Genomic DNA, 17,546 nt, shown 5'->3' on the forward strand with positions numbered 1-17,546 from the left:
CCGTCACGTGCCCGCCTCCACATCCGGCCAGCCGCAGACGCAGCCCCTCGCGGTCGCGGCCCGCGCGGTCCTCCTCGCGCTGGTCGCCGCCCTGACCCTGTTCGCCACCCGCGACCCCGCCCAGCTCTGGTGGATCGCCCTGCTGGGCGTCGCGGGGCTGCCCGCCGTGCTCGCCCCGCAGCACCGGCTGCTCACCTCGATCAGCCGGTTCGCCGAGGTGGTGGTGCTCGGGCTGGCCGCCAGCCAGGTCGCCGCCGACACCCATCTCACCGGTGTCACCGGCGGGGTGGGCGCCTCGGCGGTGCTGCCGTACCTCGCCGTGCCGGTCACCGTAACCGCGCTGAGCCGCCGGTTCCGCGAGGGCGCCGCGCTGCTCGTGGTCGCGGCGGCGACGCTGCTTGCCAGTGCCGCGTTCACCAAGGTCGACGGCGGGCCGCAGCTCGGCCAGGTCGGCTACCTCACGGTCTGCGCCCAGTGGCTGATCCTGGCCGGGCTCGGCCTCTACACCGCGGGCACGCTCCAGCGCGTCATGCGGGTGCGCGGCGAGGGCAAACCCCAGCCGTACGCCGAGGCGACCCGACTGCTCACCCAGCTCCGTACGGTGGCCCGGCAGTTGCCCGGCGCGACCCTGGACCCGGGTGGCATCTCCGAGCACCTGCTGGAGGAGCTGCGGGTGGTGGCCAAGACCGACCGGGGCGCGGTGCTGTCCGCCAGCGGCGGCGGCCGGCTCGTGGTGCTCGCGCAGATCGGCGCGGACCGGGTGGACTGGGAGACCACGCTCGACGCCGACTCGGCCATCGCCGACGCCTGGGCCAGCCAGCAGCCGACCGTCTCGTCGCGCTCGCAGGCCCGGTCGCGGCGCTCCGGCGAGGTGTCCGCGCTGATCGTCCCGCTGGTGGCGGGCGTACGCACCGTCGGCCTGGTGGTGATCGAGGCGGACACCGCCGCCGCGTACCCGCCGCCGGTGGTGTCCCGGGTGACGGCGCTGACCGGCCCGGCGGCGCTGCGGCTGGAGGCGGCGCTGCTCTTCGACGAGGTGCGCTCGCTGGCCACGAACGAGGAGCGGCAGCGGCTGGCCCGGGAGATCCACGACGGGGTCGCCCAGGAGCTGGTCATGGTGGGCTACGGCATCGACAACGCGCTGGCCACCGTGCACGAGGACGCGGACGAGACCGCCGACTCGCTGCGTACGCTGCGCCAGGAGGTCACCCGGGTGATCACCGAGCTGCGGCTGAGCCTGTTCGAGCTGCGCAGCGAGGTGGACCGGCACGGCGGCCTGGCCGCCGCCATCGCCGAGTACGCCCGCACCGTCGGCGCCTCCGGTGGCCTGCGGGTGCACCTGTCACTCGACGAGTCCACCGCCCGGCTGCCCGCCGCCACCGAGGCCGAGTTGCTGCGGATCGCGCAGGAGGCGGTGACGAACGCCCGCAAGCACGCCGGCGCCTCGAACCTGTGGGTCACATGCGAGGTGGATCCCCCGTTCGCCCGAATCGAAGTGTCGGATGACGGTCACGGCATCGGTGACCAGCGCCCGGACGGGCACTATGGCCTTGCGATCATGGCGGAGAGGGCGGAACGTATCCGAGGCCGGTTGGAGATCAGGCCGCGGCAGCCGAGTGGGACGACTGTGGCGGTGGTGCTCGGTTCGTCGCCCCGGCGCGATAAGGTGCGCGGCAGCGCCGCAGCAGCAGAAGGGGAGTAACCCGAGGATGACCAGCAGTCCGACACCGGCCACCCGTACCAAGGTTCTCCTGGTCGACGACCACGACCTCATCCGCAAGGGGCTGCGTCACGCGTTCGAGCGCGACCGTCAGTTCGAGGTCGTGGGCGAGGCCGCCACCGCCGCGGAGGGCGTGCGCCAGGCCGGCGCGCTCCAGCCCGACGTGGTGATCATGGATCTGCGCCTGCCCGACGGCAGCGGCCTGGAGGCCACCCGCGCCCTGCGCAAGTCCAGCGCGTCAATGGGCATCGTCGTGCTCACCATGTACGCCGGCGACGACCAGCTCTTCGGCGCCCTGGAGGCGGGTGCGAGCGCGTTCGTGCCGAAGACCGCCCCGGCCGACGAGGTGGTGGCCGCCGCCCGGCACGCCGCCTCCTCCCCCAGCGCGTTCACCGCCGCCGACCTGGCCGAGGCGATGAAGCGCCGGCTGGCGCCGTCCGGCCCGCAGCTGTCCCCCCGCGAGGGCCAGGTGCTGCGCCTGCTCGCCGACGGCATGAGCGTGGCCGGCATCGCCAAGCAGCTGTTCGTCAGCGAGTCGACGGCCAAGACCCACATCTCCAAGCTCTACGAGAAGCTGGGCGCGGCCAACCGGGCGCAGGCGCTGATGACCGCGCTGCGGCTGGGGCTGCTGGAGGCCCCGGACGCCCCGAAGTTCTGACGCACCGCCGCGAGAGGCCCCGTCCGCCACGGACGCGGGCCTCTCGCGGCGTTCACGCCATGCGTGGTCGCGTACGGTGAACGGCCGGACGCGTAGCGACGGCGGTCTTTGCACCGCGACGGCGGAGGGGCAGAATACCCGGGTGGTCCACGCGGCGGCGGGGACCGCGTGTCGCCGACACCCGAGGGGCAGGACATGCAGCGGCCGGACTGGGCACCCGAGACGATCGACATCGAGCGCCCCAGCGTCGCCCGGATGTACGACTACTACCTCGGCGGCTCGCACAACTTCGCGGCCGACCGGGCGGCCGCCCGCGCGATGGTGGAGGCGGTGCCGGAGGCGCCGCTGATGGCCCAGGCCAACCGCGCGTTCCTGCGCCGGGCGGTGCAATACCTGGCCCAGGCCGGCGTCCGCCAGTTCCTGGACATCGGCTCGGGCATCCCGACCGTCGGCAACGTGCACGAGATCGCCCAGCGGATCGATCCGGAGTCGCGCGTGGTCTACGTCGACGTGGATCCGGTGGCGGTGGCGCACAGCCAGGAGATCCTGGCCGGCAACGGGAACGCCGCCGTGCTCCAGGAGGATCTGCGCAGGCCGGAGGCGATCCTGGCGCACCCGGAGGTCACCCGGCTGCTGGACTTCACCGAGCCGGTCGCCGTGATGATCGTGGCGGTGCTGCACTTCATCCCGGACGCCGACCGCCCCGAGGAGATCCTCCGGACGCTGCGCTCGGCGCTGGCGCCCGGCAGTCACCTGGTGCTCTCCCAGGCGAGCGAGGACGGCCGCGCCGGCACCGGCGAGCGGGCCGAGGCGGAACGGGTCTACCGACGCACCGACAGCCGGCTCTGGATCCGCAGCCGGGCCGAGCTGACCGCGCTGTTCGACGGCTTCGAGCTGGTCGACCCGGGCGTGGTGTGGGTGCCGCAGTGGCGGCCGGACTCCCCCGACCAGGCGGAGAACGCCGAGCGGGCCGTCTTCATGGGCGGGGTGGGGCGGCTCGGTGCGTGACGACGCGGCCCCCTGCCGCCCGGGCGTCTTCGCCCGGGCCTGGGCCAAGGCGGTCTCCGGCACCAGCTACCTGCCGATGACCCAGTCGCAGCTCGAGGAGATGCTGCAACGGCTCACCGAGCGGCTGGCCGAGGCGCTGCTGGCCGAGCCGTTCGACCTGCGGATCGGCCAGCAGGTCGGCGCGGAGCTGGTGCAGGCGCACATCGCCTCCGCGGAAGGGCTGGGCCGCACCGTCGAGGTGATCCAGCTGCGCCTGGTCCGCGACCTCGACCTGGTCGTCGACGACGTCGAGGACCGGATGGCGCGGCTGCTCGCCACGGTGGCCACCGGGTACGCCCGCGCCCTGCGCGACCGCACGCTCGACGAGCAGGAGTCCATCCGCCGGGCCGCCATGATGGCCCGGGCGCAGGCGGAACGGGCACTGCGCGACAGCGAGGCCCGGTTCCGGCACCAGGCCACCCACGACCCGCTCACCGGCCTGCCGAACCGCACGCTGTTCACCGAACGGCTGACCGACGCGATCACCGCGCCCGGGCGGGGCGCCGACCGGGTCGGTGTCTGCTTCCTCGACCTGGACCGGTTCAAGGTCGTCAACGACTCCCTCGGCCACCAGGTCGGCGACTCACTGCTGGTGACAGTGGCCCAGCGTCTGCACCGGGCGCTCGGTGAACACCTGGTGGCCCGGCTCGGCGGCGACGAGTTCGTGATCCTCGTGGAACGCACCGCCGGCACCGACGACGCGGTGAAGGTCGCCGAGGCGGCGCTGGCGACGGTACGCGAGCCGGCGCTCGTCGAGGGCCACGAGCTGACCGTGTCCGCGAGCATCGGCATCGTGGAGCGGCCGGTCGCGGGCACCTCGCCGATGGATCTGATGCGCGCGGCCGACAGCACGCTGCACTGGGCCAAGGCCGCCGGCGGGGCCCGCTGGTCGTTGTTCGACGCCGACCGCAACCGCCGGGAGCTGGCCCGGTACGCGCTGTCCGCGGCGATTCCCGCCGCGCTGGACCGGGGCGAGTTCTACCTCGACTACCAGCCGCTGACGTCGTTGCGGGACGGGCGGGTGCTCGGCATGGAGGCGCTGGTGCGCTGGCGTCACCCGGAGCTGGGTGTGCTGCGGCCGGACAGCTTCATCCCGCTGGCCGAGGAGACCGGGTTGATCGTCCGGCTCGGCAGCTGGGTGCTGGCCGAGGCGTGCCGCGAGGCGGGCAGCTGGCCGGGCGTGGACGGGGACGCGCCGTTCGTCAGCGTCAACCTCGCCGTCCGGCAGTTGCACCGCAGCGACCTGGTGACCGAGGTACGCGGCGTGCTCGGGCACACCGGCCTGCCGCCGCACCGCCTGCAACTGGAGATCACCGAGAGCACCATGATGAGCACCGTGGTCGAGCCGGTGCGGGCCCTGCGGGTGCTCCGCGACCTCGGTGTCCGGATCGCCATAGACGACTTCGGCACCGGGTACTGCAACCTCGCGTACCTGCGGGACCTGCCGGTCGACGAGTTGAAGGTGGCGGGCGAGTTCGTGACCGGCCTGCGCGCGCCGGGCAGCCGCACCGACGAGCGGATCCTCGCCTCGCTCGTCTCGCTGGCCCACGCGCTGGACCTCACCGTCACCGCCGAGGGCGTGGAGACGGCCGACCAGGCCGACCGGCTGCGCGCGATCGGCTGCGACGCCGGTCAGGGCTGGCACTTCGGCCGTCCCGGCGCGGCCGCGCCGCACCTGGGCCGGGTACCCGCCCACGTAGACGCCGCCTCCTGACCCGGCCGGCGCCGCTCCTGACCGGCCGGCCCGCCGCCTGATCCGGCCCGCGCCGCCTGATCCAGCCGGCGCGCGGGATCCGGCCAGCGCGCGGTCAGCCGGCCAGCAGGGCGGCCATCCGCTGCGCCTGCGTCTCCCAGCGCCATTCCCGCTCCACCCAGGCACGGCCGGCGGCGCCGAACTGCCGGGCCAGATCCCGGTCGGCGAGCAGCGTGGCCACCCGGTCGGCGAGCTGCGCCACGTCCCGGCCACCGACGACGTACCCGGTCTCCCCCTCGCGGACCGCGTCCGGGGCGCCACCGGAGTCGCCGGCCACCACCGGCAGTCCGGTAGCGCTCGCCTCCAGGTAGACGATCCCGAGACCCTCCACGTCCAGGCCCCGGTTGCGGGTGCGGCACGGCATCGCGTAGACGTCTCCGGCCGCGTAGTGGGCGGGCAGCTCGGCCGAGGGCACCGACCCGGTGAAGACCACGTCGCGTTCCAGCCCGGTCTGCCGGGCCAGCTTCTCCAGCGTCGAGCGGTACGGTCCGCCGCCGACCACGAGCAGCGCGGCGTCGGGCACCCGGCGGCGGATCGCCGGCAGCGCGCGGATCAGCATGTCCTGGCCCTTGCGGGGCACCAGCCGTGACACGCACACCACCACCGGGCGGTCGGCCAGCCCGAGCCGCGATCGGACCTGCCGGCCGTCGACGTCCGGGTGGTAGGTGTCCACGTCCACGCCGGGTGCGAGCCGCCGCAGCTCGGTCAGCCCGTCCAGCACGCGGGCCAGCCGCTCCCGGGTGTACTCGCCGAGGTAGGTGGTCACGTCCACGCCCCGGCCGATCCGGCGCAGCGCCGACCGGGCGCCGGGCAGCGCCGCCCAGCCGACCTCGTGCCCGTGGGTCAGCGCCACCGCCCGGCGGATCCCGGCCCGCCGCCGCAGGCCCGCGGCGAGCAGCCCCAGCGGGGCCGCCGCGCCGAACCAGACGGTGTCGCAGTCGTACGCGCGGGCCAGCCGCGCCGCCCGCCGGGCGATCAGCGGGGTGGGCAGCAGCACCCTGGTCCGCTCCCGGACCACCTCGAACGGCTGGTCGGCGTCGAACTTCTCCGCACCACGCCAGCTCGACGCGTACACCACGACCGAGCCGGGCGGCTGGCGCACCGCCAGGTTGTGGACGAACGACTGGATGCCGCCGGGGCGCGGCGGGAAGTCGTTGGTGATCAGCAAGGTGCGGCTCATCGGCCGTGCTCCCTGGCGTAGGCGCGGGCGGCGGCCATCCGCTCCACGGTGGACGGGTGGGTCGCCGACCAGAGGCGCTCCCAGCGCGGCGGGTCGGGGTCGGCCAGGTTGACCCCGGCCAACCGCCGCTGCATCGCCTCGAACGTCGCGGGGTCGCCGGTGAGCGCCAGCGCGTGGGCGTCGGCCCGGGACTCGATCCGGCGGGAGACGAGCGCCTGTGCCGGCGTGGCGAGCAGGCCGGCGACCGTGACCAGCGCGATCAGCAGCGGGAACGCCCGGGGCTGGGCGATCGAGTCGACGCCCGCGAGCCGCAGCAGCGGCGTCCAGGACCCGATCAGGTAGAGCGCCACCACCGCGGCGGCGGCGCCGAGCGCGCCGAGCAGCGTGCCGGTCCACACGTCCCGGTCCTTGGCGTGCCCCATCTCGTGGGCGACCACGCTGGTCACCTCCGCCGGCTCGGCCTCGCGCAGCAGCGTGTCGTAGACGACCACCCGGCGCGTCGGGCCGAGCCCGGAGACGTAGGCGTTCACCGCGCTGGTACGCCGGGACGCGTCGGCGACGAGCACGTCGCGCACCGGCACGCCGTCCCGGGCGGCCATCGCGGTCAGCTCGCTGCGCAGCGGGCCCGGCTCCATCGGGGTGAACCGGTTGAACACCGGCTCGACGAGCACCGGCAGCACGAACGACAGCACCACCACGAGGACGGCCGCGCCGGCCGCGCCGAACGCCCACCACCAGCGCGGGGCGAGCCGGACCACGGTGTAGAAGCCGAGCAGGACCAACGCGCCGATCACCGCGCTGACCGCGTACGACTTGAGCAGGTCGACCGCCCAGCCACCCCAGCTCTGGGTGCTCAGCCCGTAGCGGACCAGCACGGTACGGCGCCAGGCCGCGAACGGCAGCGTGAGCAGGTCGGCGAGGAACATGACGGCCAGCCCGCCGAGCACCGCCTGCGCGACCCAGTGCCCGCCGAAGGGCCGGCCGACCAGTTCGACCAGGCGGCCGCCCAGCGGGGTCAGCCCGAGCAGCAGCGCCACCACCAGCCCGACCGCGAGCGCCGACCAGGCCGCCGGACGCAGCGCGCCGTGGAACTCCCGGCCCCGGGCCACCTGCCCGGCCGGAAGGTCCCGCAGCGCCGCGAGCTGGTCGGCCCGGGGCGCCGGCGGCCGGCTCCACGGCACCAGCAGCACCACCGCCACGAGCAGCGCGACCGCCAGGCCGCCCAGGGTCAGCAGCGCCCAGGCACGCGGGGTCACCGAATCACCCCGCCGTGGTACCCCGTCCGCGTCATGCCGCTCCCCTCCCGCCGTGACCGCCCATCATATTGACCGGCGGCGCACCGCCCTGCCTCAGTCCCGACGGGCGTGCGCCGCCGCCGCGACGAAGGCCGCCGCCGCATGGATCACCACGAGTCCCGCGACGGCCCAGACGGGTGTGGGGGCGCCGGCGCAGATGAGGCCCACGGTGACGGGGATTCCCAGCAGCACCAGAAGGATCGCGCCGCCGAGGTAGCCGCTGCGCGGTGGGTCGTACCGGGCGCGGTCCACCGCTGCGGCCGGAACGAGGTCGGCCTTGGCTTCCAGGTACGCGCTTGCCCGTGCAAGCTGTGAAGCCCTGCGGCCGGCCTCGGCGCGTACGCGGGCGAATTCATCCCCGTACGCCGCGAGACCGGTGTGCTGAGGATCGACCGCGTACCAGCCGGTGTGCTGGGCGAGGTCGTAGGCGGCACGGATCTGGGCGGCGAGTGTCTGCCATTCCCTGACGCCGGTCCGTGTTCCGAGTTCGGAGAGCCGGTTCAGGACGACGGTGAGATCCGCGTCGCCACGGTTGCCGGCCGGGATCGGGTCGTTGGTGAAGAGCAGGACGAGCCGCCTCAGGTAATCGGTGAGATCGGCCCAGCACTCCGCCGCGTTCCGTCCGTTCTTCTCCGTCGCCGTCGGCAGCTCCTCGTCGAGTTCGGCCAGCAGTGGCTCGGCTTTGAGCAGAGCGAGCCGGCGCTGTTCCAACTGCCTGACGCCAATGGCACGCAGCAGTGTCTCCGCGTCCGCGGCCGCCTCCCTCAGCGCCGCGCGGTCCGGCGACTCACCGCGTTTGGGGAGCAGGTCCTGCCGCCCCGCCGCTTCCAGGTGCAGGTAGGCCAGTCCCCACCTGAGATTCCACTCTTCTTCGTCACCGCCGCAGTACTTGGCCACGGCCACCACGACGGCACGCGACTTGAGCACCTCACCCCGGCAGGCACCTGCCACGCCCTCGACAGAGCGGTAGATCGCCCGGGCGACCTCGTCGAACGACCGGTCGCCCACCAACGCGCGGAGGTCTTCCGCGAGCACTCGCAGGTGCGGATCGAGACCCGCGCGGTCGAGTGGCTTGCGCGGGCGCCCGCGCTTCCCGCCGTGCTGCACCGCCATCTGCTGACCCATCGAGGCAGGAGGAACGGATGCCCTGTCGGCCTCAGGCTACGCGCGGGAGCAATCGGCCGGCGTTCCGGAGCGCCGGCCGCCGCTCCGTGGAAAATTCCTGACCTGCGCTTTCTGCGCGCTCGCGCAGGCGTGGAAAAAGCTCGGCTCTCAGCCCGTCCGGCTGCGGCTACAACCGAATCACACCCCCCGAGCGGCGGGGCAGAGGACTCTCGAAAGGTAAGGCCATGAGCACGGACCGGACGCTGCACCGCAGCCGCCATCTCGACGTGATCGTCTTCCTGGCCGTTCTGGCCACCGGCATCCTGCTGACTCTCATCGGCACCCCGACCAGCGACCTGGTGACGATCGCCACCGCCCTCTCCGGGCTCTATCACACCTGGAACACCAGGCGGCTCGCCCCGCTTCCGTCGGCGAAGCAGACCCGAGACCGGACGGTGCCGGCTGACCCGAAGGGGCCGCGGCCGGACCCGCGCCGACGGTGACCCGCGGACCCTCGCCTCGGCGTACGCGGCGGCGGCAGCGGGCAGCGGGCGTGTCAGGCGATCCGGCGACGGCCGGGACGGCGGGGTGCCGGCGCCCGTGTCGCGGCGGGCACGGGCGCCGCGACCGGCGCGGGTGGCAGCACCTCGACCTCGAATCCGGCCCGGGCGAACACCTCGATCGCCCGGTGCTCGGCCGGACCCAGGTCGGCCGGGTCGGAGTCGAGCAGTGCGGTCACCAGGCAGCCGGAGCAGCCGGCGCCGCGGTTGCCGCAGGTGTCGCAGTCGATCAGCATCAACGCCTCCTGACGGGTCGCCGGTGGCGGTCGGGGAAGGAGCCACCACCGTCGGTCACCACGACGCTAACGCTCGGGTACGACAGAACCGGACAACGAGGCAGCAGCCGCCGCGAACACGAACCAGTACGCCGAAGTGGCGCGATCGGCACGCACGCGACCCCGCCACCGCACCGAGCTGGAGCCGATCAGGCAGCGGGAGGAGGAGCGGGCTCAGGACCGGGCGAGGCGCCGCAGCAGCGAGTCGGCGCCCAGCGGGTACGCGCCGTGCCGGCGTACCCCGTCGGCGACCTCGCGGTCGGAGGAGACCACGACCACCGGCCGCCCGGACGGCTCGGCACGCACCAGGCGGCGGATCAGCTCGTCGGCGGTCTCGCCCTTGCGGGAGAACAGCACCCGCACGCCGCGCGGCGCCGGGGGCAGGCCGTGCATCCGCTCCGCGCCGTCGAAGACGACAGTGACCTCGTCCCCGGTCTGCGCGGCGATCCCGCCCAGCCCGGTGATCAGCCGCTTGCGCTGCTGCTCCAGTGACATCTCGCCGAAGCCGCGCTTCGTCACGTTGTAGCCGTCCACCACCAGGTGCGCCCGCGGCAGCGCGAGCAACTGGTCGAGGCGGGCCGGGTCGTCGGTGTCGCGGGCCCGCGTCGACGGCCCGGCCGGCGCGGTGCCCGGCTGCTCGGCGAACGCGTCGGCGACGAAGTCGGCCGGGAGCTTGTCCACCGGGTCGAGCGCCAGCTCCCGGCGCAGCCCCACGGCGGCCTGACCGATGGTCTCCAGCAGCAGCCACAGCCGCGCGTCGTCGACCGAGCGGGCCTCCTTGGCGCTGGCCCGGGCCACCCCGGCGGCGGCCTCCGCCTCGGCCAGCCGGGCCCGGGCGCGGCGCAGCTCGGCGTCCGCGTCGGCGGCGGCGCGGGCCGCCCGCCCCCGCTCGGTGGCGAGCAGCTCGGTGGCCTTGCGCTCGCGGGCCTGGGTCTCCCGCAGGGTACGTGTCAACTGGCGGGCCTCCTCGCGGAGCTGGCCCAGCTCCTCCCGGACCCGGGCCAGCTCGTCGCGCAGCTTCTCCGCCTCGACCCGGGCCACCGCCCGGTCGTGCTCGGCGCGGGCGGCCCGCTGCTCGGCCTCGCGGACCAGCTCGGCCACGACCGCGCTGTCGGCCTCGGCGCGTACCGCCTCGCCGCTGGCCTCGATCAGTTCCCGCCAGCCCCGGGGCCGGGCCAGGTAGGCCAGGGCGGCCACCTCGACCGGGTCGGCGGCGGCCGGCGCGGTGCCCTCGACCACCGCAGCGCCCAGGTCACCGGCGTCGACGAGCACCCGGGCGGTGATCCGCTGCCGGAACAGCGGGTCGGCGGTGAGCTGGGCGGCGATCGCTGGCGCGCCGAGGCGGGCCCGGCGGTTGGGGGCGAACTTCGCGACCCGCCGCAGTGGCACCGGCACCTCGTCGGCGGGCAGGCCGGGCAGCACGGCGGCGGTGAGCGTGACGATCCGCTGCCGGACCGGCTCGGGCAGCACGGGCTCGGGTTCGGCAGCGGGCGGTGTGCCCTCGTCAGCGGGCACGCCGACCACCGGCTCCTCCGCGGAGGAGTGGTCGTCGTACGGCTCGGTGAGGGGCATGAGGCAAGTCTCCCACCCCGAACGGGCCCACCGCCCGGTGAGTGAGCCGATCTCTCATCGTACCCCCGTGGTATCTCCTGGGGCCGCAGTGACAGGAGTGTCGGACCGTGCCGCTAGCGTCCCGCGGGTGACACGAGCGGAGTACGTCCAGGAGTCGCTGGCCGGCCTGGACCCGGCGGGCAGCGGTGTCGACCCGGCGCTGCCGCTCTACGCGACCACCTTCGTCGTGGTCGACCTGGAGACCACCGGGGGCGCGCCCGACGGCGGCGGGATCACCGAGATCGGCGCGGTGAAGGTCCGTGGCGGGGAGGAGCTGGGCGTGCTCGCCACGCTCGTCAACCCGGGCGTGCCGATCCCGCCGTTCATCACCGTGCTCACCGGCATCACCCAGGCCATGCTGCTGCCCGCCCCGCCGATCGAGCAGGTGCTGCCGAGTTTCCTGGAGTTCATCAGCGACGCCGTGCTCGTCGCCCACAACGCGCCGTACGACGTGGGTTTCCTCAAGGCGGCCTGCGCGAAGCACGGCTACCGCTGGCCCAACCCCCGGGTGCTGGACACGGCCGCGCTGGCCCGGCGGGTGCTCACCCGCGACGAGGTGCCCAACCGCAAGCTGGGCACGCTCGCCGCCTACTTCCGCACCGCCACCCAGCCCAACCACCGGGCGCTGGACGACGCGAAGGCCACCGTCGACGTGCTGCACGGGCTGATCGGCCGCCTCGGCGGGCACCGGGTCGACACGGTCGGCGAGGCGATCGAGTTCGCCCGCGCGGTCACCCCGACCCAGCGCCGCAAGCGGCACCTCGCCGACGGGCTGCCCAAGGTGCCGGGCGTCTACATCTTCCGGGCCGCCGACGACCGGCCGCTCTACGTCGGCACGTCCGGCGACATCGCCACCCGGGTCCGCAGCTACTTCACCGCCGCCGAGAAGCGGGCCCGGATCTCCGAGATGCTCGCCGCAGCCGAACGGGTGGAGGCGGTCGAGTGCGCCCACTCACTGGAGGCGGAGGTCCGCGAGCTGCGGCTGATCGCGGCGCACGCGCCGCCGTACAACCGCCGGTCGAAGTATCCGGAGCGCCAGGTGTGGCTGAAGCTCACCGACGAGGCGTACCCCCGGTTGTCGATCGTGCGCGACATCGCGCCCACCGACACGGCCTACCTGGGGCCGTTCCGGTCCCGGCAGGCCGCGGAGCTGGCCGCCGCCGGCTTCCACGACGCGGTGCCGCTGCGGCAGTGCACGCACCGGCTCTCCCGGCGCACCACCATGCCGGCCTGCGCGCTGGCCGAGCTGGGTCGCTGCCCGGCGCCCTGCGAGCACCGGATCACCCCCGAGGAGTACGACGACCGCGCGGCGACCCCGTTCCGCACCGCCACCAGCGACGACCCCGGTGTGGTGGTGGACGCGCTGCTCGCCCGCATCGAGGTGCTGTCGGCCGCCCAGCGCTACGAGGAGGCGGCGGTGGTACGCGGCCGGCTGGTGGCGGTGCTGCGCGCGGCGGTCCGGATGCAGCGGCTGGCCGCGTTGACAGGCATCGCCGAGCTGGCCGCCGCCCGCCCGGCCGCCCGGGGCGGCTGGGAGCTGGCGCTGGTGCGGCACGGCCGGCTCGCCGGGGCCGGGGTGTCCCCGCCCGGTGTCCACCCGCGACCCACGATCACCGCGATCCGGGCCACCGCCGAGACGGTGCTGCCCGGGCACGGTCCGGTGCCGGCCGCGACCGCCGAGGAGACCGAGCGGATCCTGTCCTGGTTGGAGCGACCGGAGACAAGGCTGGTCGAGACGACCGCCGGATGGGCCTCGCCGGTGGCCGGCGCGGGGCGTTTCCGCGACCTGCTGGCGAAGGCGGAGGGTGGCGGATCCGCCAAACTCTCGACCGAACGCTCATGACCAACTGACCGATCGGACTACCTCGCCTCCCTTAGTCTGTTAAAGGAGTGCAGACCTGCCCGATTCGCGGGCTCTGCTCCCGGCCGCCGGTTCCCGGTGGCCGAGGGCCGGGGTGAGGAGGTGTCCCAGGTGGACGTCGACGCCGGACACGGCGCCGCCCTGGGTGGCGCGCTCCCGACCCAGGGCGAGTTGCCGCTCACCCGCCGCCTGCGTTCCCTGCTCACCTGGCCCACCGCTGACGGCGACCCGGTCACCACACTGGTCCGCGCCCATCGCGGCATCCATTCGAGCGCCGACGCCTCGGTGCTGCGCCGGGCCTACACGATCGCCGAGAACATGCACCGCGGCCAGTTCCGCAAGAGCGGCGAGCCGTACATCACCCATCCGCTGGCGGTGGCGCAGATCTGCGCCGACCTCGGCATGGACACCATCACGCTGGTCGCCGCCCTGCTGCACGACACGGTGGAGGACACCCGCTACACGCTCCAGGCGCTCCAGGAGGACTTCGGCCGCGAGGTCGCCCACCTGGTCGACGGCGTGACCAAGTTCGACAAGGCGTTCTACGGCAAGGCCGCCGAGGCGGAGACCGTCCGCAAGATGATCGTGGCGGCCGGCAAGGACGTCCGGGTGCTGGTGATCAAGCTGGCCGACCGGCTGCACAACATGCGTACGCTCGGCGTCCGTTCGGCGGCGTCCCGGGAGCGGATCGCCCGCAAGACCCAGGAGGTGCTGGTCCCGCTCTGTGACCGGCTGGGCATCCAGACGCTCAAGCGCGAGCTGGACGACGTGGTGCTGCTGCACCTGCGGCCGGAGGAGCACGCGCGGATCGCCCGGTTCGTGCACGACCGGCCCGGCTGGGACGCCTACCTCGCCGACGTGGTGGCCCGCACCCGGGTGGCGCTGCGCCGCAACCGGGTCGACGCCGAGGTCTCCCCCCGCCCCCGGCACCTCTACTCGATCTGGAAGGACACCGTCGCCGGCGACCACGCCGCCCCGTACGACCTGCCCCGCATCGCGATCGTGGTGGACGGTCCGGCGACCGACTGCTATGCCGCGCTGGGCGCCGTGCACGGGCTCTGGCGTCCGGTGCCGGGCCGCTTCAAGGACTTCATCGCCTCCCCGAAGAACAACCTCTACCGGTCGCTGCACACGAGCGTCTGCGGGCCGCAGGACCGCACCGTCGAGGTGCTGATCCGCACCACCGAGATGCACCGCTCGGCGGAGTACGGCGTGGCCGCCCACTACCGTTTCCCCCGCACCGCGGGCCGGGCCGTCGACCGGACGGACGAACTGGCCTGGCTGCGCCGGGTGCTCGACTGGGAACAGGAGACGGTCGACCCGACGCAGTTCATGGAGTCGCTGCGCTGCGACCTGTCCGAGGCGCAGATCCAGGTGGTCGCCGACGGGCGGCAGGTGGTGCTGCCAGCCGGCGCGACCCCTGTCGACCTCGCGTACGAGCTGGGCACCGAGCGCGGCGACCACTGCCTGGCGGCCCGGATCAACGGCCGGCTCGCGCCGCTCGCCTCCGAACTGGAGGAGGGCGACGTGGTGGAGATCTTCACCGAGAACGACGCGGAGAGCGGATTCGAGGCGGACGTGGCCCCGCGCGGCCCGCGCCGGGAGTGGCTGGGCTTCGTCAAGTCCCCGCACGCCCAGATGCAGATCAACCGCTGGTTCGCCGAGCACACCGAGCCGGGCATCTCGATCGCCGACAAGGTCCGGCTCGGCCGGGCCTCGATCGGCCTGGCGTTGCGCAAGCACAACCGGGGGCTGGCCAACGACCTTCCGCTGCTGCGGCTGTCCGAGGAACTGGGCTACCCCGACCTGGAGACGCTGCTGGTGGCGGTCTTCGACCGCACCGTCGAGCCGGACACGGTGGTCCAGCAGCTGATCGATCTGGTCGACCACAGGCAGTAGACGGAGCCGGCCCGCGCCGGGACCACTAGCCTGAACGGCATGATCCCCCGCGCGCGTGCCACCGGACGGGCCCTCGGCTACAAGTTCTTCTACCGGCTTCCGGTCCCGCTGCGGCGGCGGCTGGTCCGGCTGGCCGTACCGAAGTACATCGTCGGCGCGGTCACCCTGCTGCGGGACGCGGAGGCCACCGGCGCGGGCCGTCTCCTGCTGCTGCGCCAGCCGCCCGGGTACAGCTGGACGCTGCCCGCCGGGCTGCTGCAACGCGGCGAGGCCCCGGTCGTCGGCGCCGCCCGCGAGCTGTACGAGGAGTCCGGCGTCCGCCTGTCCCCCGACGCGCTGCGACCGGCGGTGCCGAACGCGGTGGTGCACGCCAAGGGCTGGGTCGACGTGGTCTTCGAGGCGGAGGTGCCGGCGTCGCGCACCGAGCTGAAGGTGGACGGGGCCGAGGTCATCGAGGCGGCCTTCCATCCGCTCGACGACCTGCCCCGGCTCAGCCGCGCCACCGCCAACCTGCTCGGGTACTACGGCATCGGCCCGCGCGCCGGCGAGCACCCGCCGGCCCCGTGAGCACCCCGGTCCCGTACGCGGGTGTCGCGGCCCCGGCCGTCGAGGTGTGCGCCGTGGTGCTGGCCGCGGGCGAGGGCACCCGGCTGCGTCCGCTCACCGAGCGGGTGCCGAAGGCGCTCTGCCCGGTCGGCAACGTCCCGCTGCTCGACCGGGCGCTGGCCCGGCTGGCCGGGCTCGGCCTGACCGGCCCACGCCGGGTCGCGGTGAACGCCTGCTACCTGGGTGACCAGGTGATCGCACGGGTGGGCGGGCGGGCACACCTGTCCGTCGAGCCGGGCGCTCCGCTGGGCACCGCCGGTGGTGTGGGCCGGCTGCGGGACTGGATCGACGGCCGGGGCGTGCTGGTCGGCAACGCCGACGCGTACCTGGCCGATCCGCAGGCGCCACCCGGCGAGGACATCGCCGCGCTGCTGGACGGGTGGGACGGGCATGGCGTACGCCTGCTCGGCCGGCCCGCCGGCGACCCGGACGCCCCCGGCACCTTCGGCGGCCACGACTTCGTGGGTTTCTCGCTGCTGCCCTGGCGGCTGGTCCGCGACCTGCCGGCCACGTTCGGCGACCTGGTCCGGGCCGTGTGGCGGCCGGCGGAGGCAGCCGGCGAGCTGACCGTGGTGCCCTACCGGGGCACGTTCTACGACACCGGCACCCCGGCCGACTACCTGGCCGCCAACCTGCACGCGGCCGGCCCGGACGGGCTGGTCGACCCGACCGCGACGGTGACCGGCCGGGTCACCGGCTCGGTGGTCGGCGCCGGGGCGGTGGTGCACGGCGACGTGGACCGGTCGGTGGTGTGGCCGGGCGCGCGCGTCGCGGCCGGGGAACGCCTGCGCGAGGTGATCCGGGCCGGGGACGACCTGACCGTCCCGGCGGCGCGGTGAGGGTCACTGGCTCTAGCATTGGCCTCGTCGCCGACGAACGGAGAAACGTCCCGTGATCACCGCGATCGTGCTGATCGACTGCGCCACCGACTCCATCCCCGAGGTGGCCGAGGCCCTGGCCGACCTGCCCGGCGTCAGCGAGGTCTACTCGGTGGCCGGGCACGTCGACCTGGTCGCCATGGTCCGGGTCCGGGAGTTCGAGCAGATCGCGCAGGTCATCGCCGGCAGCATCTCGAAGGTGCCGGGCGTGCTGAACACCGAGTCGCACATCGCGTTCCGCGCCTACTCGCAGCACGACCTGGAGTCGGCGTTCGCGATCGGGCTGGCGAACGCCGACTGACACGAGCCGGTGACCGGCCCACCCTGGCGGGGCGGACCGGTCACCGTCGACCGTGCGGTACGTCAGCTCTGGCTGGGCACCGGGGTCTCCGTGGTGCCCGGAGCGGGCGCCTCGGTCTCGGTGCCGCCCGGAGCCGGCGACTCGGTGCCACCCGGGGACGTGGTGCCGCCCGGGCTGGGCGTGCCGCTGGCGCTGGTCTGCGGCACCGGGACGCCCAGGGTCTGCGCCAGGGCCACAAGCGCGTCGTAGTGCGCCTGGAGGACCGGCAGCGCGTCCTGCGCGATCTGCACCACCGACTGTTCCGAGCCCTGCGAGATCTCGGTCTGGGTGGCCTGGATCGCCTGGACGTGACCGGCGAGCTGCGCGGTCACCCACGCCTTGTCGAACTCGGCGCCGCTGAGGTTGTTCAGCTTGTCCAGGACCTTCTGCTGGTCGGCGGTCGGATCGGCCGGCAACTGCACGTTGAGCTGCTGCGCGGTCGACTGCACCGTCTGGTCCAGCTGGGTGTGGTCCGTCACGAACATCTTGCCCAGGTCCTTGACCTGCTGGTTCTGGCCCTTCTGCTGGGCCAGGTTACCGGCGGTGATCTCGAACAGGTTGACCTGGTGCACCGCCTGCAGGTACTGCGTGTCCTGCGTCGACGGCTGTGCCGCCGCCTGCGCCGCGGCGGCGGGCGCCAGCCCCACGACCACCAGCGCGGCCAGCAGGCCCAGGCGTTTGATTCCCAACATTCGTTCCTCCCCCATGAGACGTCGGACCGCACGGATACCCGGCTGACCGGGGTTATTCCTGCGATTC

General features: G+C 74.2%; 16 protein-coding genes. 10 read left to right on the forward strand and 6 right to left on the reverse strand.

Going from position 1 to position 17,546, the window contains the following annotated elements:
* The first annotated feature begins 7 nt into the window (after window positions 1-7).
* The 4 genes from AB0B20_RS10020 (at window position 8) to AB0B20_RS10035 (ending at window position 5,139) form a co-directional block, all read left to right on the forward strand.
* Window positions 8-1,702 carry a GAF domain-containing sensor histidine kinase gene (locus tag AB0B20_RS10020; protein ID WP_357469653.1) on the forward strand — a complete coding sequence of 565 codons (1,695 nt, stop codon included), beginning with the start codon at window positions 8-10 and terminating at the stop codon, window positions 1,700-1,702.
* Between the two features lie 7 nt (window positions 1,703-1,709).
* A complete protein-coding gene (locus tag AB0B20_RS10025; RefSeq protein ID WP_013287678.1) occupies window positions 1,710-2,378 on the forward strand; it encodes a response regulator transcription factor in 669 nt (222 codons plus the stop codon).
* Window positions 2,379-2,573: 195 nt separating this feature from the next.
* On the forward strand, window positions 2,574-3,386 hold the full coding sequence (locus tag AB0B20_RS10030; protein ID WP_357380647.1) for an SAM-dependent methyltransferase: 813 nt from the start codon (window positions 2,574-2,576) through the stop codon (window positions 3,384-3,386).
* Between the two features lie 76 nt (window positions 3,387-3,462).
* A complete protein-coding gene (locus tag AB0B20_RS10035) occupies window positions 3,463-5,139 on the forward strand; it encodes a bifunctional diguanylate cyclase/phosphodiesterase (protein ID WP_357381158.1) in 1,677 nt (558 codons plus the stop codon).
* Window positions 5,140-5,233: 94 nt separating this feature from the next.
* On the opposite strand, the gene AB0B20_RS10040 is transcribed toward AB0B20_RS10035, so the two are convergent.
* The 3 genes from AB0B20_RS10040 to AB0B20_RS10050 form a co-directional block, all read right to left on the reverse strand.
* Entirely contained in the window at window positions 5,234-6,358 is a 1,125-nt protein-coding gene (locus tag AB0B20_RS10040) for a glycosyltransferase family 4 protein (protein ID WP_357380645.1), read from the reverse strand.
* Entirely contained in the window at window positions 6,355-7,614 is a 1,260-nt protein-coding gene (locus AB0B20_RS10045; protein ID WP_357469656.1) for a M48 family metallopeptidase, read from the reverse strand. Before AB0B20_RS10045 ends, AB0B20_RS10040 begins: the two co-directional genes overlap by 4 nt.
* A 93-nt stretch (window positions 7,615-7,707) precedes the next feature.
* Window positions 7,708-8,778 carry a hypothetical protein gene (locus tag AB0B20_RS10050; protein WP_357380641.1) on the reverse strand — a complete coding sequence of 357 codons (1,071 nt, stop codon included), beginning with the start codon at window positions 8,776-8,778 and terminating at the stop codon, window positions 7,708-7,710.
* Between the two features lie 224 nt (window positions 8,779-9,002).
* On the opposite strand from AB0B20_RS10050, the gene AB0B20_RS10055 reads away from it, so the two are divergent.
* On the forward strand, window positions 9,003-9,260 hold the full coding sequence (locus AB0B20_RS10055; protein WP_357380639.1) for a hypothetical protein: 258 nt from the start codon (window positions 9,003-9,005) through the stop codon (window positions 9,258-9,260).
* Between the two features lie 53 nt (window positions 9,261-9,313).
* On the opposite strand, the gene AB0B20_RS10060 is transcribed toward AB0B20_RS10055, so the two are convergent.
* Both AB0B20_RS10060 and AB0B20_RS10065 read right to left on the reverse strand, forming a co-directional pair.
* Window positions 9,314-9,553 (reverse strand): hypothetical protein, encoded by a 240-nt coding sequence (locus AB0B20_RS10060; RefSeq protein ID WP_357380637.1) that lies wholly within the window; start codon window positions 9,551-9,553, stop codon window positions 9,314-9,316.
* Between the two features lie 213 nt (window positions 9,554-9,766).
* On the reverse strand, window positions 9,767-11,164 hold the full coding sequence (locus AB0B20_RS10065; RefSeq protein WP_357469660.1) for an NYN domain-containing protein: 1,398 nt from the start codon (window positions 11,162-11,164) through the stop codon (window positions 9,767-9,769).
* A gap of 127 nt (window positions 11,165-11,291) precedes the next feature.
* On the opposite strand from AB0B20_RS10065, the gene AB0B20_RS10070 reads away from it, so the two are divergent.
* The 5 genes from AB0B20_RS10070 to AB0B20_RS10090 all read left to right on the forward strand — a co-directional run bounded on the left by AB0B20_RS10070 (window position 11,292) and on the right by AB0B20_RS10090 (window position 16,748).
* Window positions 11,292-13,046, forward strand: coding sequence for a DEDD exonuclease domain-containing protein (locus AB0B20_RS10070; RefSeq protein ID WP_357469663.1), 1,755 nt, complete (start codon window positions 11,292-11,294; stop codon window positions 13,044-13,046).
* Between the two features lie 129 nt (window positions 13,047-13,175).
* The gene (locus AB0B20_RS10075) at window positions 13,176-14,963 is read left to right on the forward strand and encodes a RelA/SpoT family protein (RefSeq protein WP_357469739.1); all 1,788 of its coding nucleotides are present in this window, start codon (window positions 13,176-13,178) and stop codon (window positions 14,961-14,963) included.
* Between the two features lie 39 nt (window positions 14,964-15,002).
* The gene (locus AB0B20_RS10080) at window positions 15,003-15,530 is read left to right on the forward strand and encodes an NUDIX domain-containing protein (protein ID WP_357380631.1); all 528 of its coding nucleotides are present in this window, start codon (window positions 15,003-15,005) and stop codon (window positions 15,528-15,530) included.
* Window positions 15,527-16,408 carry a sugar phosphate nucleotidyltransferase gene (locus AB0B20_RS10085; protein WP_357469666.1) on the forward strand — a complete coding sequence of 294 codons (882 nt, stop codon included), beginning with the start codon at window positions 15,527-15,529 and terminating at the stop codon, window positions 16,406-16,408. Before AB0B20_RS10080 ends, AB0B20_RS10085 begins: the two co-directional genes overlap by 4 nt.
* A 52-nt stretch (window positions 16,409-16,460) precedes the next feature.
* Window positions 16,461-16,748, forward strand: coding sequence for an Lrp/AsnC ligand binding domain-containing protein (locus AB0B20_RS10090; protein WP_357469669.1), 288 nt, complete (start codon window positions 16,461-16,463; stop codon window positions 16,746-16,748).
* 62 nt (window positions 16,749-16,810) lie between these two features.
* On the opposite strand, the gene AB0B20_RS10095 is transcribed toward AB0B20_RS10090, so the two are convergent.
* The gene (locus tag AB0B20_RS10095; RefSeq protein WP_357469672.1) at window positions 16,811-17,479 is read right to left on the reverse strand and encodes a DUF4142 domain-containing protein; all 669 of its coding nucleotides are present in this window, start codon (window positions 17,477-17,479) and stop codon (window positions 16,811-16,813) included.
* Between the last annotated feature and the right edge of the window lie 67 nt (window positions 17,480-17,546).

Origin of the sequence: Micromonospora sp. NPDC049151, assembly GCF_040648395.1 — a bacterium.
GTDB lineage: Bacteria > Actinomycetota > Actinomycetes > Mycobacteriales > Micromonosporaceae > Micromonospora.